Here is a 21673-nt window from a genome sequence, read left to right on the forward strand (position 1 = left end):
GACCCTCCATGATAGATTTCTTCTTAGAAGATCTTTCTTCTTTTAAGAAGTTTCTTCGTTGAAGAAGAGATTAATAGATGGAGGTATCCGTGTCAACACCAGAGATGCGCCCGAACGCGAGCGAGGTCTACCGGCGCTACCTGAGCGCGGTCATGCTGCATGGGCAGGCGGGCGCCCGAGCTGTCGACCTCGGCGGGACCGACCTCTACGCGCTCAACATCCTCGGACTCACCGGCCCGATGACCCCCGGCGAACTCGGCGCCCGCAGCGGCCTGACGACCGGACCGACCACCCGGCTGATCGACCGCCTGGAAGACGCCGGCTATGTGCGCCGCATCCCGGTACCGGGCGATCGGCGCAAGGTGATGGTCGAATTGGTCGACAAGCCCGCGGATCTCGACGAGGTCCTCACCCCGGCCCGACGTCGAATCGGCGAAATCATCGCAGGCTATTCACCCGAACAGCGCGAAGTTCTGTTCGACTACTTCACCCGCGCCGCCGATGCCTACTACGCGGCCGCCGACGAGCTGCGCACACAGTGAACACACCTCGACAATGAAGCCCGCCATCGCACATGCGATGGCGGGCTTCATCGTCGAGATGTCGCTGGTGAGGCCTGGTTGTCGAGTTGGCCTCAGTAGCCCACGGTGAATCGGCGCTGAATGTGCCGGGGGATCTCGATCTCGTCGAGCAGCGCGGCGGCTATGTCTTCGGCGCAGATGCTGCCGCCGCCCTCCCGATCGGGGATGACCTGATCTCCGCCGATCCGATACCGGCCGGTGCGTTCGCCGGAGTCGATACGACCGGCCGATGGGCTGATGTAGGTCCAGTTCCGATTCGACAGTCGGCAGAGGTCGAGCACGTCGACCTGGGCTTGCACGACCTTCCGGTACTCCACCGGCACTTCCAGGACATCGGTCAGAATCCTGTCGAAGGCCGCTCCGGTGTCGATCAACCGCACGCCGGGTTCGATCTCGAGGCTGCCGCCGCCACCGACCACTATCAGCCGCGTCGACGGGCGCTGCTCGAGCGCCTTCAGCAGCACCGCGGCGGCGGCGGGCAGCACACCGGCGTTCGCGATCTGGTCGGGGATGCTCTCGCCCGCGTTGATGGCGTTGACCACCACATCGAGGCCGGTGATGGCCTGCGCGACACCGACCGGGTCCGTCGGGTCGGCCACCTTCCAGGTCACCCCTTCGACCTCGGCGGGAACGCGCGATCGGCTGCGAGTACATGCCGTGACGCGGTGACCTCGACTGCGCGCCTCCGCCACGACGGTCCGCCCGATGGTTCCTGTCGCACCAAATATTCCGATATCCATGCGTAGCGCTCCGAATGTATGCCGTGCATAAACTACACGGCGTTCAGTAAAGACACATTGAATAGTAGCCAAACGCTGTAGAGTGTCAAGCGTGGGAGACACGACGTTGAGCAGGCGGGAGCGACTTCGGGCCGAGGCGGCCCAGGAGATCAAGGCGATCGCACTGAAGCTCATGGCCGAGGGCGGGACCGACGCCATCTCGCTGCGCGCTATCGCCCGCGAAATGGGTATGACGGCGGGAGCCATCTACGGCTATTACGCCACCCGCGACGACCTGATCACCACGTTGATCAGTGATGTGTACACGTCACTGCTCGACGCGGTCGAAGCAGCGCGCGACGCCCGCCCCGAGCAGGACGCGGCAGGACGAGTGGTGGCATGGGGTGAGACGATTCGCACCTGGGCCCTGGCCAATCCGGAGGGATTCCGGCTCATTTACGGCGACCCCGTCCCCGGATACCAGCCACCGGAGGGCGGACCCGCCGCAGCGGCAGAGCAGCGGGCCTGTGCGGGGCTGACCGGACTGATCGCCGCGGCATGGCCACATGCTCAATTGACCGTTACCGACAACAACTACCAATGGTCGGATTTCGGCGAGGAACTGGTCACTCATGTTCGTGCGGAATTCCCGGAACTCCCACCCGCCGCCATCGCGCTCACACTGCGGGTATGGGGCCGCATGCACGGCCTGATCGCCCTGGAGATCTACCGCCACCTTTCGCAGCTGTCGCACGACCCCGGCAAGCTCTTTCACGCCGAAATGCTCGACCTGGTACGAACATTGGGGCTCGACCCGCCGACGGGTCGCCGGTCTCGGTAAACGACGAAAGCCCGCCGTCGCGAAAAGCGATGGCGGGCTTCGTCGTTAGTTCAGCGCGAGCTTACTTGCGCAGGGAGGCCGGAACCTCGAAGCGCTCGCCGTAGGTGGCGGCGAGGTAGTCGGCGCGGGCCACGAAGGCTTCCTGGCCGCCCGGGTAGCCGACGATGAACTGGTGTACGCCACCGGTCCAGGCCGGGAACCCGATGCCGAAGATCGAGCCGATGTTGGCATCGGCCGTGGTGATCAGCACGTTCTCGTCGAAGCACTTCTGGGTCTCGATCGCCTCGATGAAGAGCATCCGGTCGATCAGATCCTGCAGCGGCACAGAGAAATCGGCCGTGGTCTTGAAGTGCTCACGCAGGCCCTGGAAGATGCCGATGCGCTTGCCGTCTTCGTCGTAATCGTAGAAGCCGGCCTTCTCGAGACGACCCGGACGCCCCTGCTCGACCAGGTAGTCGATGACATCCTGAGCCGGGTGACGCTTCTTGCCGAGGGTGGCGTCGCCGTGCGCGGCGGCCTCGAGGGTCTCCTTGGCGATCTTCTGCATGAGCTTCAGGTTCAGCTCATCCGAGAGTTGCAGCGGCGCGGCCGGGTAGCCCGCCTGCAAGCCGGCCTGCTCGATGGTCGCGGGCTCGATGCCCTCGGTGAGCATGGCGATCGCCTCGTTGACGAAGGTGCCGATCACGCGCGAGGTGAAGAAGCCACGACTGTCGTTCACGACGATCGGGGTCTTCTTGATGGCGAGGGTGTAGTCGAACACCCTGGCCAGCGCCTCGTCGGAGGTCTTCTCGCCCTTGATGATCTCCACCAGCGGCATCTTGTCGACAGGCGAGAAGAAGTGGATGCCGATGAAGTCCTCTTCGCGCTTCACGCCTGCCGCGAGACCGGTGATCGGCAGGGTCGAGGTGTTCGAGCCGAGCAGTGCGTCGGGATCGACGATGTCCTCGATCTCCTGGAACACCTTGTGCTTGAGCTCGGTGCTCTCGAAGACGGCCTCGATGATGAAGTCGACACCGGCGAAATCGGCCACATCCGCGGACGGGGTGATCCTGCCGAGCAAAGCCTTGGACTTCTCCTCGGTGGTCTTGCCACGCGAGAGGGCCTTGGCCTCGATCTTCTCGGAGTAGTTCTTGCCGCGCTCGGCCGCCTCGATGGTGACGTCCTTCAGCACGACCTCGTAGCCGGCCCTGGCGGAGACGTACGCGATGCCCGCACCCATCATGCCCGCGCCGAGCACGCCGATCTTCTTGATGTCCTTCTTCGGGACATCCTTGGGACGGGAGCCACCGTTGTTGATCGACTGCAGGTCGAAGAAGAACGCCTGGATCATGTTCTTCGCGACCGGACCGGTCAGCAGCGAGACGAAGTAACGCGATTCGATCAGCGACGCATTGTCGATGTCGACCTGCGAGCCCTCGACCGCGGCGGACATGATCGCCCGCGGTGCGGGCATGTTGGTGCCCTTGAGCTGCTTACGCAGGTTGGCGGGGAACGCGGGCAGGTTCGCCGCGAAGGCCGGGGTGGACGGGGTGCCGCCGGGGATCTTGTAGCCCTTCTTGTCCCACGGCTGCACGCCACCCTCGGGGTTGGCCTTGATCCACGCCTTGGCGGCGGGCACCAATTCCTCGATCGAGCCGACGACCTCGTTGACAAGGCCGATTTCCTTGGCCTTGCCCGGGCGGTACTTGTTGCCCTGCAACAGGAACTGCATCAGCGCACCCTGCAAACCGAACATGCGCACGGTGCGGATGACACCACCGCCCGCGGGCAGCAGGCCGAGACTCACCTCGGGGAGGCCGAGCTGCACGCCAGGTACGTCCGCCGCGATGCGGTAGTGGGTCGCGAGGGTGATCTCGAGGCCGCCGCCGAGGGCAGCGCCGTTGATCGCGGAGACGACCGGCTTACCGAGGGTCTCGAGGCGACGCAGCGCACCCTTGATATCGGCGAGCTCGTCCATCAGGGCCTGGCCGTCTTCCGGCCCGACCTTCATCATGTTCTTGAGGTCGCCGCCCGCGAAGAAGGTCTTCTTCGCCGAGGTCAGCACCACACCGGTGATGTTGTCCTTCTCGGCTTCCAGGCGCTCGACGGTCGCGGTCATCGAGTTCTTGTACAGCTCGTTCATCGTGTTGGCGCCCTGGTTCGGGTCGTCCATCGTCAGTACGACGATGCCGTCCGAATCCTGTTCCCAACCGATCATGTTGTCGCTCACAGCCCTATGTCTCCTCGTAAAATCTGTGTCGGTTGGGGTTAGACGCGCTCGATGATGGTGGCAACGCCCATGCCGCCACCGATGCACAGGGTGATCAGCGCGTAGCGGCCGTTGCGGCGCTCCAGCTCGTCGATCATGGTGCCGGTGATCATCGCGCCGGTGGCGCCGAGCGGGTGGCCCATCGCGATGGCGCCGCCGTTGACGTTCAGCTTCTCGTCCGGGATGTTGAGGTCCTTCTGGAACTTCAGCACCACGGAGGCGAACGCCTCGTTGATCTCGACCAGGTCGATGTCGTCGAGGGTCAGGCCTGCGGTGGCCAGCGCCTTCTTGGCGGCCGGGGTGGGGCCGGTCAGCATGATGGTCGAGTCGGCACCGCTGGTCGCGGTGGCGACGACGCGTGCACGCGGGGTAAGGCCGGACGCCTTGCCCGCCTCTTCGGTACCGACGAGCACCAGCGCGGCGCCGTCGACGATGCCCGAGCTGTTGCCACCGTGGTGGACGTGGTTGATCTTCTCGACGAAGTGGAACTTCTGCAGCGCGACGGCGTCGAAGCCACCCATCTCACCGACAACGGCGAAGGACGGGTTCAGCTTGGCCAGGTCCTGCGCGGTGGTGCCGGGACGCATGTGCTCGTCCTTGTCCAGGACGATGATGCCGTTCTGGTCCTTGACGGGGACGATCGACTTGGCGAAGTAGCCGCCGGTGGTCGCCGCGGCGGCCAGCTCCTGCGAGCGCACCGCGTAGGCGTCGACATCATCGCGGCTGAAGCCCTCGATGGTGGCGATCAGGTCGGCCGAAACACCCTGCGGGACAAAGTAGGTGTCGTAGTTGGTGGCCGGGTCCAGGGCCCACGCGCCGCCGTCGGAGCCCATGGCGACGCGGGACATGGACTCGACGCCACCGGCGATGACCAGGTCGTCGAAGCCCGAGCGGACCTTCTGTGCGGCCAGGTTCACGGCCTCGAGGCCGGAGGCGCAGAAGCGGTTGAGCTGGAAGCCACCGACGGTGTCCGGCAGGCCTGCCACGGTCACGGCGGTGCGCGCGATGTCCATGCCCTGGTCGCCGACCGGGCTGACAACTCCGAGGATCAGGTCGGAGATGCGGTCCTCTTCGAGGTTGGGGAAGCGGTTACGCAGCTCCTGGATCAGACCAACAGTCAGGTCGATCGGCTTCACCGAATGCAGCGAACCGGTCTTCTTGCCGCGGCCACGTGGAGTGCGGATGGCCTCGTAGATGTAGGCCTCTGTGGTCATATCGGAGTGTTTCCTTCCTTGGGGTGCGAAGGCCGAACTTCCGTCCGTCCAAGCGCTCTCTGCGGCGGCGCCGCGTATACGGCGCGGCCGCGGGTAACCTCATCGACCGATCCTTCGACCGACCGTCCTGACGCTGTATAAAACTCGGCAAGCAGCAGCGGACGAACATTCCGGACGCCCAGACGCCTGGGCTTACCATAGAACTTCGCCACACCGGAGCTCACGGCCACCCGTTCATACTACCGTGGTGTGCGAACTCCGGTTAACTTAACGTCGTCGACGCGGTGCTTGTCAACCATTCAGCCGTGTGGCACCGAGCTCACTCTTGAGCAACTCCAGAGCGATCTCATCGGGGTCGCGGCGCTCACCAGGGGCCACCGGTGTCGCGGACTCGGCCAGCATCTCCCGCTCCTCCTCCGGAGTCGCGGGCCCGGGCACCCCGTCCACCGGGGCATAGTCCGTCGGGCCGGGGTCATCGGGTAAGTCAGGGAAGTCGGGCGGCGGAATGTCGTCCTCGGCCGCACGTTGCCGCACGTCGGGACTGTCGCTCGACCGTTGGCCGCCGCCCGCCGCGGTATCGGAGGTCGCACCACGTGCCTGACTGGGCCGCGAGAACCGTGGCGGCGCAGCGGCATCCGAGCTCCGGCCCGCGGTGCCGGGTTCACGTGATGAGGTATTGCCGGATTCGCGACCGCTCGCGGGACGGGCGCGACCCGCCGGGGCCGCGGTGGCCGCCGGGCGCGCCGCGGGCGCTCCCGCCTCCCACCGCACCTCGTGATCGCGGCCGAGCACGGCCTGCACCGCGGATCGGACCGCCTCCAGATTCCGGGGATCGGAGAGCCGCTGCGCCAACGGTGGGTGCTGATGAGCGAACACGATGACGTCCCCCTCCAGCCGCGACACCGACGCCCCGGACAGCAGAGCCTGCACGGTGGGGCCGAACTCCCGGACCTTCGCACGAATATCCGCCCAGGCCGCCTCCACCGCCCGCAACAGATCAGCGTCCTGCTGAGCCGGAGCTGCCTCCGATGCAGGGGGCGCCGCGACGTCCGGCTCGTCCACTGCCCGACTCGCAGCCGGTTGCTCCGAAATCGGTTGCACTGCTACCGCTTCCGCAGGCTCCGCACCCGAGGCGCTCTCGGCCTGCTCGGTGTCCGCGATCGGTTCGCCGAGAGGGCTCGGCGCGGTGGCAGCTGCCGGAGCATGCTCAGCGGACGGAGCACCCGTGGTTGCCGGAGCAGACGGGCCCTGACCAGTGACTACAGGTTCAGCAATCGGAGCCGACCCAACATCCGGAGCCTGCTCAGCCCCAGCGGGCGAAGCCGCTGGAGGCTGTCCAGCGGATGGAGCACGCCCGTCGGCAGGCGCGCGCTCGGCAGCAGCAGACGGCCCAATGGCCGGAGCCTGCCCGCCGCCGGAAGAGCGCTGGCCAACAGGAGATGCGTCGAGAGCCGGAGCCCGCTCGCCGGCCGGAACCGCCTGCGTGGACGCAGCCGGAGCCGATGCGTCCGACCGAGGGGCGGCGCTCTGCCCGGGAGCTGTGCCCGCGCCCAGGGCTGCGCCCGAGTTCGCAGCTGTGCCCGAGTTCGCCGCCGGGCCCGCGTCCTCGCCCACGGAGCGGCTCTCCCTGCGGGCGGCAGCCAGCAGTTCCGCTCCACGTCGACGTGGAGCTTCGGCCGACGAGCTGGGTGCCGGCGGCACCGCGGCGGGCGCGGCGGCCGCCGATGCGGTGGCCGCGCCCGTCGCCCGCGGGGTGACCCCATTGGCAACTCCACGCTCGAGTTGCTCGATGCGCTGCAGGGTCGCCGATTCGGCATCCGAGACCGATGGCAACAGCATTCGGGCACAGACGATTTCGAGCAGTAGCCGAGGTGCGGTGGCGCCGCGCATTTCGCCAAGGCCATCGTGCAACAGTTCGGCGTCGCGGGCCAGCGTGGCGGGGCCGAGGCGCTGCGCCTGATCTTGCATGCGCTCCAGGACGTCGCCGGGGCCGGCGACCAGGCCGCGATCGATGGCGTCGGGGACCGCGCGCATCAGGATCAGGTCGCGGAGTCGTTCCAGCAGGTCGACGGCGAAGCGGCGGGGGTCGTGGCCTGCCTCCATGACCCGATCGACGGTGCCGAACAGCGCGGCGCCGTCACTGGTGGCCAGCGCATCGATCGCGTCATCGATCAGCGCGACATCGGTGACGCCGAGCAGTGAGACGGCCCTCGGATAGGTGACGCCTTCGGGGCCCGCGCCTGCCAACAGCTGATCGAGCACGCTCAGACTGTCACGCGGCGAGCCGCCGCCCGCGCGGATCACCAGCGGATACACCGCCTCGTCGACCGCGACGTTCTCCTGCTCACAGATCTTCCCGAGCAGGCCACGCATGGTGGCGGGCGGCAACAGCCGGAACGGATAATGGTGGGTCCGCGAGCGGATGGTCGGCAGCACCTTTTCCGGCTCGGTGGTGGCGAAGATGAAGATCAAGTGCGCGGGCGGCTCTTCGACAATCTTCAACAGCGCGTTGAAGCCCGCCGTGGTGACCATGTGCGCCTCGTCGACGATGAACACCCGATACCGGGACTCGGCGGGCGCGTAGAACGCGCGGTCCCGCAGTTCGCGAGTGTCGTCGACACCGCCGTGGCTCGCGGCGTCCAGCTCGATCACGTCGAGGTTTCCCGGACCGCCGGGGCCGAGCGCGACGCAGGACGGGCACACCCCACACGGCGTCGAGGTCGGGCCGTTCACACAGTTCAGCGATCGCGCGAGAATGCGGGCCGATGAGGTTTTGCCACAGCCGCGCGGGCCGGAGAATAGATAGGCATGACTGATCCGGCCGGTGTCGAGGGCGATGCTCAGCGGGTCGGTGACGTGCTCCTGACCCACCACCTCAGCGAATGTTGCCGGTCGGTACTTCCGGTACAGAGCCACGGCCAGAGGTTACCGGCGTGCACCGACAAAGAACATTCCAGCGGGCACCCGCATCCGGCGCGGCGCGAGACCTGCTCGTTACATTGCTATCAATGTGATGTAGATCACTAGCTGCACGAAGACTATTTCGCCCCCGATGATCAGCGACAAAGATGGCAACATGGCAGCAATCGCCTGCGGAGCGCCCGCCGAAACGGGCACCTTGTCGCTTGACCACCCCCCTTGGCAACGGTTAGCTGAACTCACACCCCGCTTACCCGCCGGTTTGTGGACATAACGAAACAATTAACAGAAGTGACATCGACGCTATCGGCTGGCTACCGTGGTGATCGGCAACTTCGGTAGCCAAACCTTCATCAGGTTGGTGGCCCCGGCCGGTCCCTCATCCCGACCGGGGCACAACCTGGACCTCATAGGCAAACTTCCCACCGGAGGGCGTTTCACCGTGCCGTCTCGTGACGACATCGCCGCCGCCTGGCTTTCGAGCACCGACTTCGCCGACGACCACGCCGCCGTCGACCTGCTGAGCCGCGCGATCAGCCCACAGGATTTCGCGATCAAACGCGACTCGCTGCCGGTGGCCGCTGCCGCCGATCCCGAGACCGCAGCGGCGATTCTGGAACTACTCGAGCGCGGCCAGGTACCGACCATGGCCGCCATCAGGACCCTCACCGCACAGAACGAGATGCGGCGCGAGGCCGAGCGCATCGAACGCCTCGGCCGCAGAGCCCAGCGCAGCATCGACGACTTCGGCCGCGTCCTCGCGCAGTTGGCCCACGACCACTGGACCGAACACGGCACCGGCCCCATCCGCCGCGACATATTGCAGTCCGAGCCGGTGATGGCACTGATCAGGGACCGGATCGGCGATATCGCGCCGACCGCGGTCAAACACCTCTGGCTGATCGAACGCGCCCAGCGCTCCGGGTGGATCGCCTCGAGTGCCGAACCCGGATCACTGTGCGCCGCACGGCGTTTCCACGCGGCCAAGTACGGCAATCGGGTATCGCTGCGACCGGTCAACAGCATCGGCACCCTGGTCGCGGAGTTCCTCGACGCGCATCTGACCGAGCACGGCCGCCCACCCCGCTGGTCGGTCCTTGCCCGCGATCTGCGCGACGACCGAGGCCGCCGGATCTTCCACGACACCGCCGACGCGCGCGCCCAGCAGCTGTGGCTCACCACCGCGGAATGGGTGGCCGTACGCGAGGACCTCCCGGTGCCGGGCCGTCGCGGCACGAGGGCGCTCGCCCGCAAGTCGCGGCGCTGAACTGCCTGCTCGTACCGGGCTGAAACGCCTGGTGGTGCACGGGCAGGCAGTACGCATTCGGTAATTTCCTTGCAACGCATTCCTGCGTGGAAGGAGTTACCCGTGTCTTCAACCATCGATCCCGCGGCTACCGCCTGGCTGCTCATCAGTACCGCCCTCGTGCTGCTGATGACACCGGCCCTTGCCATTTTCTACGGCGGGATGGTGCGCTCGACCGGCGTACTCAACATGTTGATGATGAACTTCATCGCCATCCCGCTGGTAACCGTGGTCTGGTTGTTCGCCGGCTACAGCCTTGCCTTCGGCGAGGACGCGGGTGGTGGCCTGATCGGCAACCTCGACCACTTCGGCATGGCGGGCATCGACCCGAACACGGTGCACGGCTCGGTCCCCGAGCTGCTGTTCGCCACCTTCCAGTTGACCTTCGCGATCCTGACCGCCGCATTGGTCAGCGGTGCGATCGCCGACCGTGCGAAGTTCGCGGGCTGGATGGCGTTCGTGCCGCTGTGGGCACTGGTGGTGTACGTCCCGATCGCGCACTGGGTGTGGGGTCCGGACGGCTGGCTGGCCTCCTTCGGCGCGCTCGACTACGCGGGTGGTCTGGTCGTGGAGATCACCTCCGGCGCGTCCGCGCTCGCGCTGGCGATCGTGCTCGGCCCGCGCGTCGGGTTCAAGATCGACGCTATGCGCCCGCACAACCTGCCATTCGTGCTGCTCGGTGCGGGCCTACTGTGGTTCGGCTGGTTCGGGTTCAATGCCGGATCGGCACTGTCCGCCAATGGTGTTGCGGCAGCGGTTTTCCTGAACACGCTGGTCGCGGGCTGCCTCGGCATGCTCGGCTGGCTCGCGGTCGAGCAGATCAGAGACGGGCGCCCGACCACCTTCGGTGCGGCCTCCGGCGTGGTTGCCGGCCTGGTCGCGATCACACCGTCCTGCGGTTCGGTGAACACGCTCGGCGCGCTGATCGTCGGGCTCACCGCCGGTGTGGTGTGTTCGTTCGCGGTCGGCTGGAAGTTCAAGGCGGGCTACGACGATTCGCTCGATGTGGTCGGCGTGCACTTCGTCGGCGGTGTCGTCGGCACGCTACTGATCGGCCTGCTCGCCAATCAGGTGATGACCGGTGGTGTCGAGGGCCTGTTCTACGGCGGCGGTTCGGCTCAGCTCGGCAAACAGCTCGTCGGCGCACTGACGGTCGCGGCATACGCCTTCGGTGTCACCTTCGCGCTCGGCAAGGGCATCGACCGTGTCATCGGCTTCCGGGTAACCGAGGAAGACGAGACCGCGGGCATCGACTTCGCACTGCACGCTGAGACCGCCTATGCCGAAGGCGTGCACGGGCATTCGCCCCGACGCTTCGGCGAAGGGCACTTCGGGCAGCCGAACGGCGGAATCCGAGACCGGGACCGCTGACCCGGAACACGCAGAGCACCAACACCTGGCTGCCACACCGGACCTGCTCGGTTACAACACCGGTTCGCGGGCCACGGCCAGATGTTGGCTTTCGGCCACCGAGCATTGAGCGCTCAGGTCTCGCTACCTGTTGCGATGGCGTCGTGTCAGCTCACGTCGCTTGGCGCAGCGGTGAAGGTATTGCACTGTGCCGCACGGTTCTTGTCGACGCCGATCTCGAACCAGGCGCCGCCGTTGTCCGCGGTGCCGTGGTCTCGCATGTCGCCGCGCTGATCACCGCGGCCGTGCGCGTCGCGTTTCGCGAGGCTGATCTGGCTGCTGGTCAACGAGCCGCCGTCGGACGAGGAGTCCATGTACATGCCGTCGAAACAGTTGGCCTGCAACTCGACTCGGCGCGAGAGCTCCAGACCCTTTTCACTGCGCGCGCCCGCGTCGACCCGATCGCTGTTGGCCTTGCGCAGGATTCCCGACATTGCCTGGACGTGGTGGCCGTACTCGTGCGCGAACACCGATAGATAGATCACCCAGTTGTCTTTGAACAGCTCGGTCTGGAGCTGACTGATCGGCATGTAGATGGTCTTGTTCGCCGGGCAGTAGAAGGCAGCGAAATTACTGGTGGTTCCGGTGCATGGAGTTGTGATGCCCGAGGTGGTCGCGCTGACGTTGAGCTCAGGAGGCTGGAACGGCAGATTCGACTTGGCCAGCACCGGTTTCCATGCCGACTCCAGGCAGCCTGCGGCCGACTCGAAGAACTTGCGCGCCGCATCCACCTGGGTGCCCCACGATGAGTAGTTGCAGCGCGCCGGAATCAGGGTGGTGCTCGAATCGGTCAACAGCGGGTTCGTTCCCGTCTCCGCGCGCGCTACGGCGCCGCTGGGATCCGGGGTGAAGGTGAAGCTCGGCGTGGACCCCGTCGAGTCGGCACTGTGCTTGCCCGTCGAAATCGCATAGCGCACCAGGGAACCCACCACTACGAACACGATGACCAGCAGTAGCGCTGTCAAACCACCACCGCCACGCTTGCGCGGCGGACCGGGCGGGCGGCCGGGCGGCCCGTACGGCATCGGCGGCGGCATGGGCGGGCGGGATCCGGGCGGCGGATACCCGGGATTCGCACGGTATCCGGGTGGCGGTTGCCGATATCCAGGCGACGGACCATAACCAGGCGGCGGACCATAACCAGGAGGTGGACCATGGCCGGGCGGCGGACCGTAGCCGGGCGGCGGACCATAGCCGGGCGGCGGCGGTCGATGCCCGGGTGGCGGCGGAACCGGACGCCCACCACGAGGAACCGGTCCATAACCGTACGGTGGTTGTGTCACTCCCCCGTACCCCCTCGTCTCATATTCGCCGACAGCCGCTGACGCAGAATAGCAACTTGTCTAGAGTAGGCAGCCATGCTTACTTTTCGGGCGGGCGCCGCTAGCGACTGCTTGCAGGCCGCCCGAAAGCGGACCGCCGCCGGTGCGCTTGTTCTCGCGATCGCGGGATCGGTTTCCGCGGCGCCCATTGCCAACGCACAGCCCGCACCCGATGGCGTGCACATCACCGCCGATCTGAAACTCAGCACGCAGGGCGTACTCGAGGTCGTCGAGAAGGTGGTCGTGCCACCGGACGGCGAGTTCAAAATGTCGCTGCCGCTGCGTCTCAAGGTGGGCGAAGACGTCGAACGTGTCTTCAAAGTCACCGATGTCGACGCCAAGGGCACCGGCACCGCGACGGTCGCGAACGATCAGCTCACCATCGATGCCGCGCCGGGCGAGTCCTCCTTCACCTACGCCATCCACAACACCGTCAGTGACGCGCCGGGCACCCAGGTGTTCCGCTGGCTCGGCGTGATCAATGCCGATGTCGCGTCGATCAGCGCCGCACTGATCAGCCCGTCCTACGAAATGGGCATCGTAGACTGCAAACTCGGCCCGCCGGGAAATCTCAGGCAGTGCTCCGACTTGCAGATCGAGGCGGACGGCGTGCTCTTCTGGGAGCAGAGCGACCTGCACAAGGGCGACACCATCGACCTGACTTTGCAGCTGCCACCCGGCACCGTGCCGACCAACGCCGATGTCCGCGACGGCGGCGCGGCAGGCCCCTTCGCCGTCACCACACCGGTGCTGGTCGCCTTCGGAATACTGCTGCTCGCACTGGTCGGGCTTGTCGTGTTCGTACTGCGGGCCAGGCGCGAAAATGCCGCGGCCGGAGCAGGTTCGAATACGATCGACCCGCTGCGGCAGGAGGGCGACCGCGTGCAGTTCACCTCTCCCGACGGCATCCTGCCCGGCGAGGCGGGCCTGGTGCTCGACGAGCACGCGGACCCTGCCGACATCGCGGCAACCGTCGTGGATCTCGCGGTGCGCCGCTACCTGTGGATAACTCCGATCAGTGACTCCGACTGGCGGATCAACCGAGTCAACGCTCCGGATGACCAGCTGCGCGACTACGAGAAGGTGGTCTACCAGACCCTGCTTCCCGAGGGCGCGGATTCGGTCACCGTCACCGAACTTCGCGCACCGGGCCGCGTGCAGTCCGGGCCCGTCCGCACCGCCTTGGTCGCCGAAGGGGTCGCCCGAGGCGCGTTCGCCGAACGGTCCCCGCTCGGTCTGACGACCTGGCTCGGCGGCGGCCTGATCGTCGCGGGCATCGCCACCACCATCGCGCTCGCCGCCACCTCGGGCCACGCCCTGGTCGGCGTCGCAATCCTGCTGGCAGGCGTCGCGACCTTCCTACTCCCCCGCTACCTACCCGCTCGCACCGCTTCGGGCCGCGAACTGGCCGGACAAGTCCGCGCCTTGCAGCGCGGCCTGGATGCTATTGCGCGCGACCGAATTCCACCCGCGGACCAGGAACTCGTCTTCTCCAGGGCACTGCCGTTCACCATCATCAGCGGCCGAGCCGACAACTGGATCCGCGCCTTCCGCGACCTCAACCCCGCCGCCGACTCCGAACCCGGCCTGTACTGGTTCGGCACCTTCGAGCGCGACCCGAACCTCCAGCGCTTCGCAGGCCACTTCCCCTTCTTCATCACCGCACTCGAGGGCCTCTTCGGCACCTCGCAGAGCAGCCGCTAGCCGCCGCACCCCAACCGCGGCCCGAACTCTGCCGGCACGCAATCACACTGAAGGCCGGGCGCAACGCCCGGCCTTCAGCTCTCAGCGATCAGTCGATGGCCGATGCGCGGCGCATCGCGGACAACGGGTCCGCGTACAGCGCGCTCAACGAAGTGACGACGGCGGCGAATTCCTGGACCTTGCCGCCGAATCCGCTGATGCGGATGTCGGTGGGCGGCAGGCTGGAGGACTGTTGGAAGGCGCGCGCCACGTGGGCGACGGCCGGGCGGTACCCGGTGAAAGCCTGGCCGCCGAGGATCACTCGGTCCGGGTTGAGCATGTCCCTGACCAGCGCGACGGTCTGGCCAAGGGTGGTCGCCCGTTCCGCAAGCAGCTCCTGCGCGGGCTCGGAGCCCGCCTCGGCCGCCCGGTACAGATCGGCGATGGTCGACCCCGCGGTGCCGTTGTAGGCGGGAATGATCCCGCGTCCGACGGCCCTCGCGTGCAGCGACCGGTCACCGACCGTCACCTCGAGGCAGCCACGCCGACCGCACGGGCACACCACATCGGAGCCGGTCGGCAGGTGCGCGATCGAACCGGGCCCATTGCTCGGCGTATGCACGCGGCCATCCAATGTGACTGCCACACCGGCGGTTTCGCGAACATAGAAGTACAGGCTGCTGCCACGCTCCGGTCCGGCTCCGCGCGCGTCGCGCATCTCGGGGATCGGGAGCAGCAACTCGGAGGCAGCCATGGCCTCCACGTGCGGCGCGACCGAAACGGGCAACTCGAGCACCTCGCCGAGCACCGCGCCGATCTGCGCGCCCTTCCATTCCAGCTTGGGATGGTCGACCACACCGGTGAGCGGGTCGACTCGGCCGCCGATGGCGACACCGGCCCACAATGCCTTTCGCCGATGCCAGCGCTGCAGGAAAGCCTTGGCGCTGCGTGCGACGGTCGTGGTCGCGAAGTCCTGACCGGTCTGCGGAGTGGCAATGGCGAGGCCGCCGAGGATCCGGCCGCGCAGATCGGCGGCGACGATCTTGGTCACCGCGGCGCCGATGTGGATGCCGATGGTCAGGTACGCCTCGTGGTCGATCTCGAAGGGCACCCGAGGGCGACCGACCGCACCCGCAGCGGTCAGGTCGGGGCGCTCGCGCAGCAGCCCTGCGGCCAGCAACGCGGACACCTGACGGTTGACCGTCGCGATGCTCAAACCCGTTGTGCGCGCGGCATTATCGCGGGAAACCGGACCGCCGGTCGCGGCGCGCAGCACGGCTGCGGCCGGATTGTCGGCAATACGGAGCTCCGGTGCGACCACCGGACGCTGAACACGAACACGACCGTTGGCAACCCGGGAGAGGGGTCGCTCGAGAGTGAGGGACATATGAAGATTCCTTGCTGAAGTCCCGTACTACGGGACGTGCCTACATGTGCGGCGACGAGGCAGCGCGCGAGTGGAAAGAATCGCTCAGCTGCGGCGGCAGGAACGACACAGTTCCCGCGTCAGCGGCAGCCGCAGACCCAGTGCGGCGGTCACGTAAGTGACCCGCAGTGCGGTCGGGCGACGAGTAGACATGGGATCAAAGTTAACACCGAAACCCGCGCTCACCAAGCCCCCTCGACAGTCCGAGCAACACTCGATATCATGTTTCGCTCCGAAATCCTTGCCCCGCACCGGGTTCCGATCCGCTGTGGCCCAGCGCACGATTTGCCCGGAAAAGCCGAATGGGGCCGCCGAACCGGCGACCCCATCGGGTGACTTGCTCTACCTTTACGCGGCTTCAGCGACCACCTGACGGCGAGCGAGCAGCGCGGTGGCCGAGGCGATCAATCCAACCAGTGCCACCACGGTGACCAGGTACAGACCCGGCCGGTACTGCGCGATGCTGGTTGCGGCACCACCGCTGATCAGGCCGGTGACAACGGCGAGCACGACCGCGCCGCCGATCTGGCCGGAGGTCTGCACGAGACCCGAAGCCAGTCCCTGCTCGTGATCGGCGATGCCCTCGGTGGCCTGGACCATCGTCGCGGAGAAGCCGAGCGCGAAGCCGAGGCCGAGCAGCAGGAACGCGGGCAGGTAGTCGACGACGTAGGTCGGATCGGCGCTACCACCGAAGGCGATGAACCAGATGTAGCCGAGCACGAACGAGCCCATCGAGGCGATGATCATCGGGGTGGTGCCGTAGCGGTCGATGAACTTTCCCGCGACCGGCGAAAGGATTGCGACGATGATGCCTGCCGGAGCCAGCGCGAGCGCCATCTTCAGCGGCTCCCAGCCCAGGGTGTTCTGCAGGTACAGCGACACGATCGTCTGGAAGCTGATGTAAGAGCCGAAGATTGCCAGCGCGGCCAGGTTGGCCCGCACGATCGACTTGACCTTGAAGATGCTCAGCCGGACCAGCGGATGGGAAACCTTGGTCTCCACCACGAAGAACGCGCTGAGCAGCGCGACCGCGATGACAGCGGTGGCGATCACGCTCGCGGTAAGGCCCTTTTCGGGTGCGGTGACGATCGTGTAGACACCGGCGAGCATGCCGCCGGTCAGCAGTGCGGCACCGGCGAAGTCGATGCGGCCCTTTTCCTTCTCGATATTGCGCGGCACCACGATGTAGGCGGTGACGACGACGCCGGCGACAACGATGACGGGCACGAAGAAGGTCAGCCTCCAGTCGATGCCGGTGAGCAGGCCCGAAACGATCAGGCCTGAGGCGTAACCGGTGGCGCCGAAGACCGTGAAGATCGACAGCGCGCGGTTGCGGTCATGACCTTCCTTGAAGGTGGTGGTGATAATCGACAGCGCGGCCGGCGCGGTGAACGCGGCGGCGACGCCCTTGACGATGCGGCTCGCGATGAGCAGCGCGCCGTCGTCGACGAGTCCGCCCGCCAGCGAGGCGAGACCGAAGACCACCAGCGCGACCAGGAAGACCTGGCGGCGACCGAGCAGATCGGCCGCCCGTCCGCCGAGCAGCAGCAAGCCGCCGTAGCCGAGGATGTAGCCATTGACGATCCATTGCAGGCTCTCGGTGTTCAGACCGAGTTCCGATCCGATGGACGGGAGTGCGACTCCGACCATCGAGACATCGAGCGCATCGAGGAACATCGCGAGGCCCGCCACGAACAGCACGGCCCACAGCTTGGGCCCCCAATGACCCGGGGCGTGATCAGTTGATGAGGTATTCAGTGCCCCTGGGGCGGTAGCTGTCATAGTCACGTCGCTTAATTTAGATGCACACGCATTAAATGTCAAAGCATCTAATGCAGACGCACAAACCGCCAGGTCGGACGCGCACAGCGAAAGGCCCCGCCCAGTCGAAAGGTGCTGGGCGGGGCCAATCTTCCGCGGCAGTGGCGGCCACGGACGTCGGTTGAGCTCTTACTTGGCCGGAGCCGGAGCCGGAGCGGCGGGCAACGGCTGGTTGATGGTGGTGAAGTACTGGATCACCGCACCGATCGCCACCGGGGCGGTGACGAGGATCTGACCCGCAAAGACGCCGACGGCGCCGACGAGGGCGATGCCGCCGATGCAGCCGACGACGGCCGCGGGCAGGAACGGCCCGAACAGACCGATAAGGGTGGCCGAGGCGACGGTCGCGCCGACGATGCCGCCGAGCACGCAGCCGACGGCCGCGCCGCCGAGGCCGCCGACGAGGGTGCCGATGGTGGCGCCCATGGAGATGGTGCTGGTCAGCCGGGTCCAGGCGGCCACCTCACGGTCGTAATCGTTCTTCCAGGGCGCCTTGTCCTCATACGGCAGCGCAACCGGCTTGTAGACCGCCTGGGCCGGATCGAGCTGCGGCGTGAGAGTCGCTGTGCGGCCGGCGATTTCGGCGGCGATCGGGAACTCGAACTCGTCGACGCGGAACTTCAGCGGGGTACCCGCGACCACGGTGCCGTCGGCGGCCTTGATCTTCAGTGCGTCATCTTCGACAACGAGCGAACCGGCATCGGTCGTCACGATCGACTGGGTATCGGTGGCGTTAGCGGTGAAATTGATCGGGGCGGCGATCTGTTCGGCCGCTGCGGGCGTGGCGCCGGAGGTGCCCGCGGCCACCCCGGTCGCCATGGTCATCAGCGCCGCGGCAACGGCGAGCTTCCTCATCTTCATGTACTGCAATCCCTCATCTCAGGTGGAGCTTCCGAGGGCAAAGCCTCGACGAGAAGCCACCGTGGGACGAGGTAAAAACGCAGCCAGATTCCAAATAGGCAAACCCGGAGCGAACAGAAGAGAAACTACTTCGCCTTTGCCGCGGCCTTGGCCTGCTTCTTGAATGCCCGTACTTCCAAGAGCGATTCGGCATCGACAATGTCGGCGGCGGAACGACGAGACCCCTTCTCCGAGTAGGCCCCCGCCGCCGTTTCCCACCCCTTCGGCCGCACTCCCAGCTGCTTACCGAGCAGCGCGAGGAAGATCCTCGCCTTCTGATCGCCGTATCCAGGCAGGGCGTTCAGACGCTTCAGTACCTCTTTGCCATCCGGATCGTCGGTGGTCCAGATCGCCTCCACGTCGCCGTCATAGTGCTCCAGCACATACTTGGCGAGCTCCTGGGTCCTGCGCGCCATCGACCGGCCGTAGCGGTGGATCGCGGGCGGCGTCGCGCAGAGTTCCTCGAACTCCGCGGTATCGGCCGCGGCGATCCGGTGGATGTCGAACCCGCCCATCCGGTCGGCGATCTTCTTCGGGCCGCGGAAGGCGTGTTCGAGCGGAAACTGTTGATCCAGCAGCATTCCGACCAGCAGCGCGAACGGACTCTCCGACAACAGCTCGTCCGCCTCCTGGTCCTGCGCGAGGCACAACTTCACAGTCACGGGCTTTCCTTTCCCGATTATTCGACGGCCGATCGAGGTGTCCTCGATCATCTCACCCGCCGCAGGCGAGTAGTCCTATCCACCCGGATCGACTGGTCCTCGAATCGTGACGCACCTCACAGACCTACCATGCGATGCGGTGGGCCCCCGCGTAGGCTCTCGGCCATGCCTCAGACGACGGCCATACCGAGGGACGGAATCGGGCCAATGGATTCGCAAGGATTGCGCCCAGATCGCTTCGACAGCGCGGGCCAGGATCAGTTGGTCGATGTGCGCGATCTACATGCGGCACTGCCAGGTATCCGGCGGCTGCGAAACTGGGCCCACGAGGCCCTCGCACTGCAGCAGGGCGAACATGCGCTCGACATCGGCTCCGGCTCCGGGTCGGAGGTGATCGACTTCGCCGACGCGGTCGGACCGACGGGAACCGCCATCGGCGTCGAACCCGACCCGCAACTGCTCGCCGCCGCCGAACGCCGCGCGAACCAGGCCGGTTCACCGGCCAAGTTCCATTCCGGCGATGCCTACGGCCTGCCCTTCGGGGCCGACAGCTTCGACGCGGTGCTGTGCGAGCGGGTCTTCCAGCATCTGACCGCGCCGATCCGCGCGGCCAACGAGATCGCGAGGGTGCTGCGGCCGGGCGGCCGGGTCGTCGTGGTGGACAGCGATTGGGGTACGGCGATCGTGCATCCGGGCGACCGCCAGGTGGTCAGGGCGGTTGTCGACACGCTGGTGTCGGCGACGACCAATCCGCTGTCGGGCCGCCGCCTGCCGGGACTGCTGACCAAAGCGGGACTCGTCGTCGATGACGTCGGCTCGCACGCGCTGGTACAGGACCGCAGCGTCGGGGCCGGCTCGCTGGTCAATCGCATCTCAGCGATGGCGGTGGCGCGTGGTGTCATCAGCGAGGCCCAGCGCGACCAGCTGGTCGCGGACCTGGAGGCGGGTGCCGAGAGCGGCGATATCCACCTGTCGGTGACGATGTTCGCCGTGTTGGCCCACAAGCCGAGCTGACCTACGCGAAAGCGGGCGCACGCCGGATACGGGTGCGCCCGCGTTCGATTCGATTCGATTCGATTACTTGTCGAGCAGCTTCTCGGTGGCGGCCAGCAGCACGCAGGTGGCGAGGCCGTCCATCGCCTTCGCCAGTTCGGCTTCCTTCGGGAAGCTCGGCGCGATACGAATGTTCTTGTCCTCCGGATCATTCCGGTACGGGAAGGCCGAACCCGCTGCGGTCAGCGCGATTCCGGCATCCTTGGCCAGCGCGATCACCCTGGCCGCGGTGCCCTCCAGCACATCGAGGCTGATGAAGTAGCCGCCCTTGGGCTCGGTCCAGGACGCTACCTTCGAAGCGCCGAGCCGGTCCTCGAGAATGCGCAGTACCAGCGCGAACTTCGGTTCGAGGATGGCGCGATGCTTCTGCATGTGCGCGCGAACGCCGTCGGCGTCCCCGAAGAAGCGCAGGTGACGCAGTTGATTGATTTTGTCGGGGCCGATGCTCTTCTTCGACGCGTGCCCCAGATACCAATCCAGGTTCGCTGTCGAAGCGCCGAGGAAACTGACGCCGGAGCCCGCGAAGGTGATCTTGGAGGTAGAAGCGAAAACGATGGGGCGGTTGGGGTTTCCGGCCGCCGCCGCGAGCCCGAGCACGTCGATGACCGGTGCGGCGGTGTCGGTCAGCGGGTGCACCGCGTAGGCGTTGTCCCAGAACAATCGGAAGTCCTGCGCTGCGGTAGGCATCGAAACCAGTTCCCTGGCAACATCTTCGGAGAAGACAACACCGGTCGGGTTGGAGTAGTTCGGTACCGCCCACAAACCCTTGATCTGCGGGTCATCGGCGACGAGTGCCGCGATGGCATGGGTGTCGGGGCCATCGTGGTTCATCGGGATCGGGATCATCTCGAAACCGAGCGCCTCGGTGATCGTGAAGTGCCTGTCGTAGCCGGGGCTGGGGCACAGGAACTTCAGCGTCGGCTCGGCGGCCCAGCGCTGCTTCGACTCCGGGGTGCCGTACAGCATCGCGTAGGCGATGACGTCGTGCATCAGCTCCAAGCTGGCGTTGTTGCCCGCGATCAGGTTGTCCACCGGAATGCCGAGCAGCTCACCGAAGATGGCGCGCAGCTCCGGGAGTCCGTGCAGCCCACCGTAGTTGCGGCAGTCGGTACCGGTGCCGTCGCGGAAGTCACCCGCGCCGGGCAGCGAAAGCAGTTCCGCGGACAGGTCGAGTTGTTCCGGCGAGGGTTTTCCCCTCGTCAGATCCAGCGTGAGCTTCTCGGTTCGGAGCGTCGCGTAATTCGCGTGCTGGGTCTCGTGTTCCGTCACGAGCTCCGCGTGGCTCATCAAACCGATCTGCGTTTGCCGGGGCATTCTGGGCAGCCTTTCGAAGCAACAAGGTGGTGTGGGGCGACATCCGGCCGATGTCGTTTATGACCATCGGCGGACCGCTGTTCACGTTACCCGGCGGTTGCTCCGAATTGGAGGGGATAAAAGCGGCCCGGGATGTTGATCCGACCGAGCGCTCAAATTTAAGGGGACCCCGCGCACCCGGCAGAGCCCGTTGACCCTTGCTGCCTTCCGGCCCTGGGGGAGTTCACAGGATGCGCGCCGCGCGGGATCCGTCG

Annotated in this window: 16 protein-coding genes and 1 other RNA gene; 6 read left to right on the top strand and 11 right to left on the bottom strand. The window is 66.5% G+C overall.

Going from position 1 to position 21673, the window contains the following annotated elements; all coding sequences use genetic code 11:
* Nucleotides 1–89: 89 nt before the first annotated feature.
* On the top strand, nucleotides 90–542 hold the full coding sequence (locus ACLMAJ_RS14835) for a MarR family winged helix-turn-helix transcriptional regulator (protein ID WP_412014240.1): 453 nt from the start codon (nucleotides 90–92) through the stop codon (nucleotides 540–542).
* Between the two features lie 92 nt (nucleotides 543–634).
* Here ACLMAJ_RS14835 and ACLMAJ_RS14840 read toward each other — a convergent pair whose 3' ends face one another.
* Nucleotides 635–1321: an NAD(P)-dependent oxidoreductase gene (locus ACLMAJ_RS14840; protein WP_412014241.1), complete on the bottom strand. Its 687-nt coding sequence runs from the start codon at nucleotides 1319–1321 to the stop codon at nucleotides 635–637.
* A gap of 91 nt (nucleotides 1322–1412) precedes the next feature.
* Here ACLMAJ_RS14840 and ACLMAJ_RS14845 point away from each other — a divergent pair, with 91 nt between their 5' ends.
* Entirely contained in the window at nucleotides 1413–2141 is a 729-nt protein-coding gene (locus ACLMAJ_RS14845) for a TetR/AcrR family transcriptional regulator (RefSeq protein ID WP_412014242.1), read from the top strand.
* 61 nt (nucleotides 2142–2202) lie between these two features.
* Here ACLMAJ_RS14845 and ACLMAJ_RS14850 read toward each other — a convergent pair whose 3' ends face one another.
* The 3 genes from ACLMAJ_RS14850 to ACLMAJ_RS14860 all read right to left on the bottom strand — a co-directional run bounded on the left by ACLMAJ_RS14850 (nucleotide 2203) and on the right by ACLMAJ_RS14860 (nucleotide 8519).
* Nucleotides 2203–4338: a 3-hydroxyacyl-CoA dehydrogenase NAD-binding domain-containing protein gene (locus tag ACLMAJ_RS14850; protein WP_412014434.1), complete on the bottom strand. Its 2136-nt coding sequence runs from the start codon at nucleotides 4336–4338 to the stop codon at nucleotides 2203–2205.
* Nucleotides 4339–4388: 50 nt separating this feature from the next.
* A complete protein-coding gene (locus tag ACLMAJ_RS14855) occupies nucleotides 4389–5603 on the bottom strand; it encodes an acetyl-CoA C-acetyltransferase (protein WP_412014243.1) in 1215 nt (404 codons plus the stop codon).
* 291 nt (nucleotides 5604–5894) lie between these two features.
* Entirely contained in the window at nucleotides 5895–8519 is a 2625-nt protein-coding gene (locus ACLMAJ_RS14860) for a DNA polymerase III subunit gamma and tau (protein WP_412014244.1), read from the bottom strand.
* Nucleotides 8520–8841: 322 nt separating this feature from the next.
* Here ACLMAJ_RS14860 and ACLMAJ_RS14865 point away from each other — a divergent pair, with 322 nt between their 5' ends.
* Both ACLMAJ_RS14865 and ACLMAJ_RS14870 read left to right on the top strand, forming a co-directional pair.
* On the top strand, nucleotides 8842–9789 hold the full coding sequence (locus ACLMAJ_RS14865; protein ID WP_412014245.1) for a hypothetical protein: 948 nt from the start codon (nucleotides 8842–8844) through the stop codon (nucleotides 9787–9789).
* A 102-nt stretch (nucleotides 9790–9891) separates the two neighbouring features.
* A complete protein-coding gene (locus ACLMAJ_RS14870; RefSeq protein ID WP_412014246.1) occupies nucleotides 9892–11199 on the top strand; it encodes an ammonium transporter in 1308 nt (435 codons plus the stop codon).
* A gap of 146 nt (nucleotides 11200–11345) precedes the next feature.
* Here ACLMAJ_RS14870 and ACLMAJ_RS14875 read toward each other — a convergent pair whose 3' ends face one another.
* Nucleotides 11346–12263: a neutral zinc metallopeptidase gene (locus ACLMAJ_RS14875; RefSeq protein ID WP_412014247.1), complete on the bottom strand. Its 918-nt coding sequence runs from the start codon at nucleotides 12261–12263 to the stop codon at nucleotides 11346–11348.
* A 333-nt stretch (nucleotides 12264–12596) separates the two neighbouring features.
* On the opposite strand from ACLMAJ_RS14875, the gene ACLMAJ_RS14880 reads away from it, so the two are divergent.
* Nucleotides 12597–14264 (top strand): DUF2207 family protein, encoded by a 1668-nt coding sequence (locus ACLMAJ_RS14880; protein WP_412014248.1) that lies wholly within the window; start codon nucleotides 12597–12599, stop codon nucleotides 14262–14264.
* 88 nt (nucleotides 14265–14352) lie between these two features.
* Here ACLMAJ_RS14880 and ACLMAJ_RS14885 read toward each other — a convergent pair whose 3' ends face one another.
* The 4 genes from ACLMAJ_RS14885 to ACLMAJ_RS14900 form a co-directional block, all read right to left on the bottom strand.
* Nucleotides 14353–15630 carry an ROK family transcriptional regulator gene (locus ACLMAJ_RS14885; RefSeq protein ID WP_412014249.1) on the bottom strand — a complete coding sequence of 426 codons (1278 nt, stop codon included), beginning with the start codon at nucleotides 15628–15630 and terminating at the stop codon, nucleotides 14353–14355.
* 387 nt (nucleotides 15631–16017) lie between these two features.
* The gene (locus ACLMAJ_RS14890; protein WP_412014435.1) at nucleotides 16018–17451 is read right to left on the bottom strand and encodes an MFS transporter; all 1434 of its coding nucleotides are present in this window, start codon (nucleotides 17449–17451) and stop codon (nucleotides 16018–16020) included.
* A 168-nt stretch (nucleotides 17452–17619) separates the two neighbouring features.
* On the bottom strand, nucleotides 17620–18351 hold the full coding sequence (locus ACLMAJ_RS14895) for a DUF8020 domain-containing protein (RefSeq protein ID WP_412014250.1): 732 nt from the start codon (nucleotides 18349–18351) through the stop codon (nucleotides 17620–17622).
* A 125-nt stretch (nucleotides 18352–18476) separates the two neighbouring features.
* On the bottom strand, nucleotides 18477–19052 hold the full coding sequence (locus ACLMAJ_RS14900) for an HhH-GPD-type base excision DNA repair protein (protein WP_412014251.1): 576 nt from the start codon (nucleotides 19050–19052) through the stop codon (nucleotides 18477–18479).
* Between the two features lie 207 nt (nucleotides 19053–19259).
* On the opposite strand from ACLMAJ_RS14900, the gene ACLMAJ_RS14905 reads away from it, so the two are divergent.
* Complete coding sequence (locus tag ACLMAJ_RS14905) at nucleotides 19260–20066, top strand: methyltransferase domain-containing protein (RefSeq protein WP_412014252.1); 807 nt, start codon at nucleotides 19260–19262, stop codon at nucleotides 20064–20066.
* Between the two features lie 63 nt (nucleotides 20067–20129).
* Here the strand turns inward: ACLMAJ_RS14905 and ACLMAJ_RS14910 are convergent, their stop codons facing one another.
* Both ACLMAJ_RS14910 and ffs read right to left on the bottom strand, forming a co-directional pair.
* Nucleotides 20130–21419: an aspartate aminotransferase type Ic gene (locus ACLMAJ_RS14910; protein ID WP_412014253.1), complete on the bottom strand. Its 1290-nt coding sequence runs from the start codon at nucleotides 21417–21419 to the stop codon at nucleotides 20130–20132.
* 158 nt (nucleotides 21420–21577) lie between these two features.
* An RNA gene (ffs, locus tag ACLMAJ_RS14915) (signal recognition particle sRNA small type) lies at nucleotides 21578–21672 on the bottom strand.
* Nucleotide 21673: the final 1 nt, after the last annotated feature.

It is taken from the genome of Nocardia arseniciresistens, assembly GCF_046764875.1.
Classification (GTDB): domain Bacteria; phylum Actinomycetota; class Actinomycetes; order Mycobacteriales; family Mycobacteriaceae; genus Nocardia; species Nocardia arseniciresistens.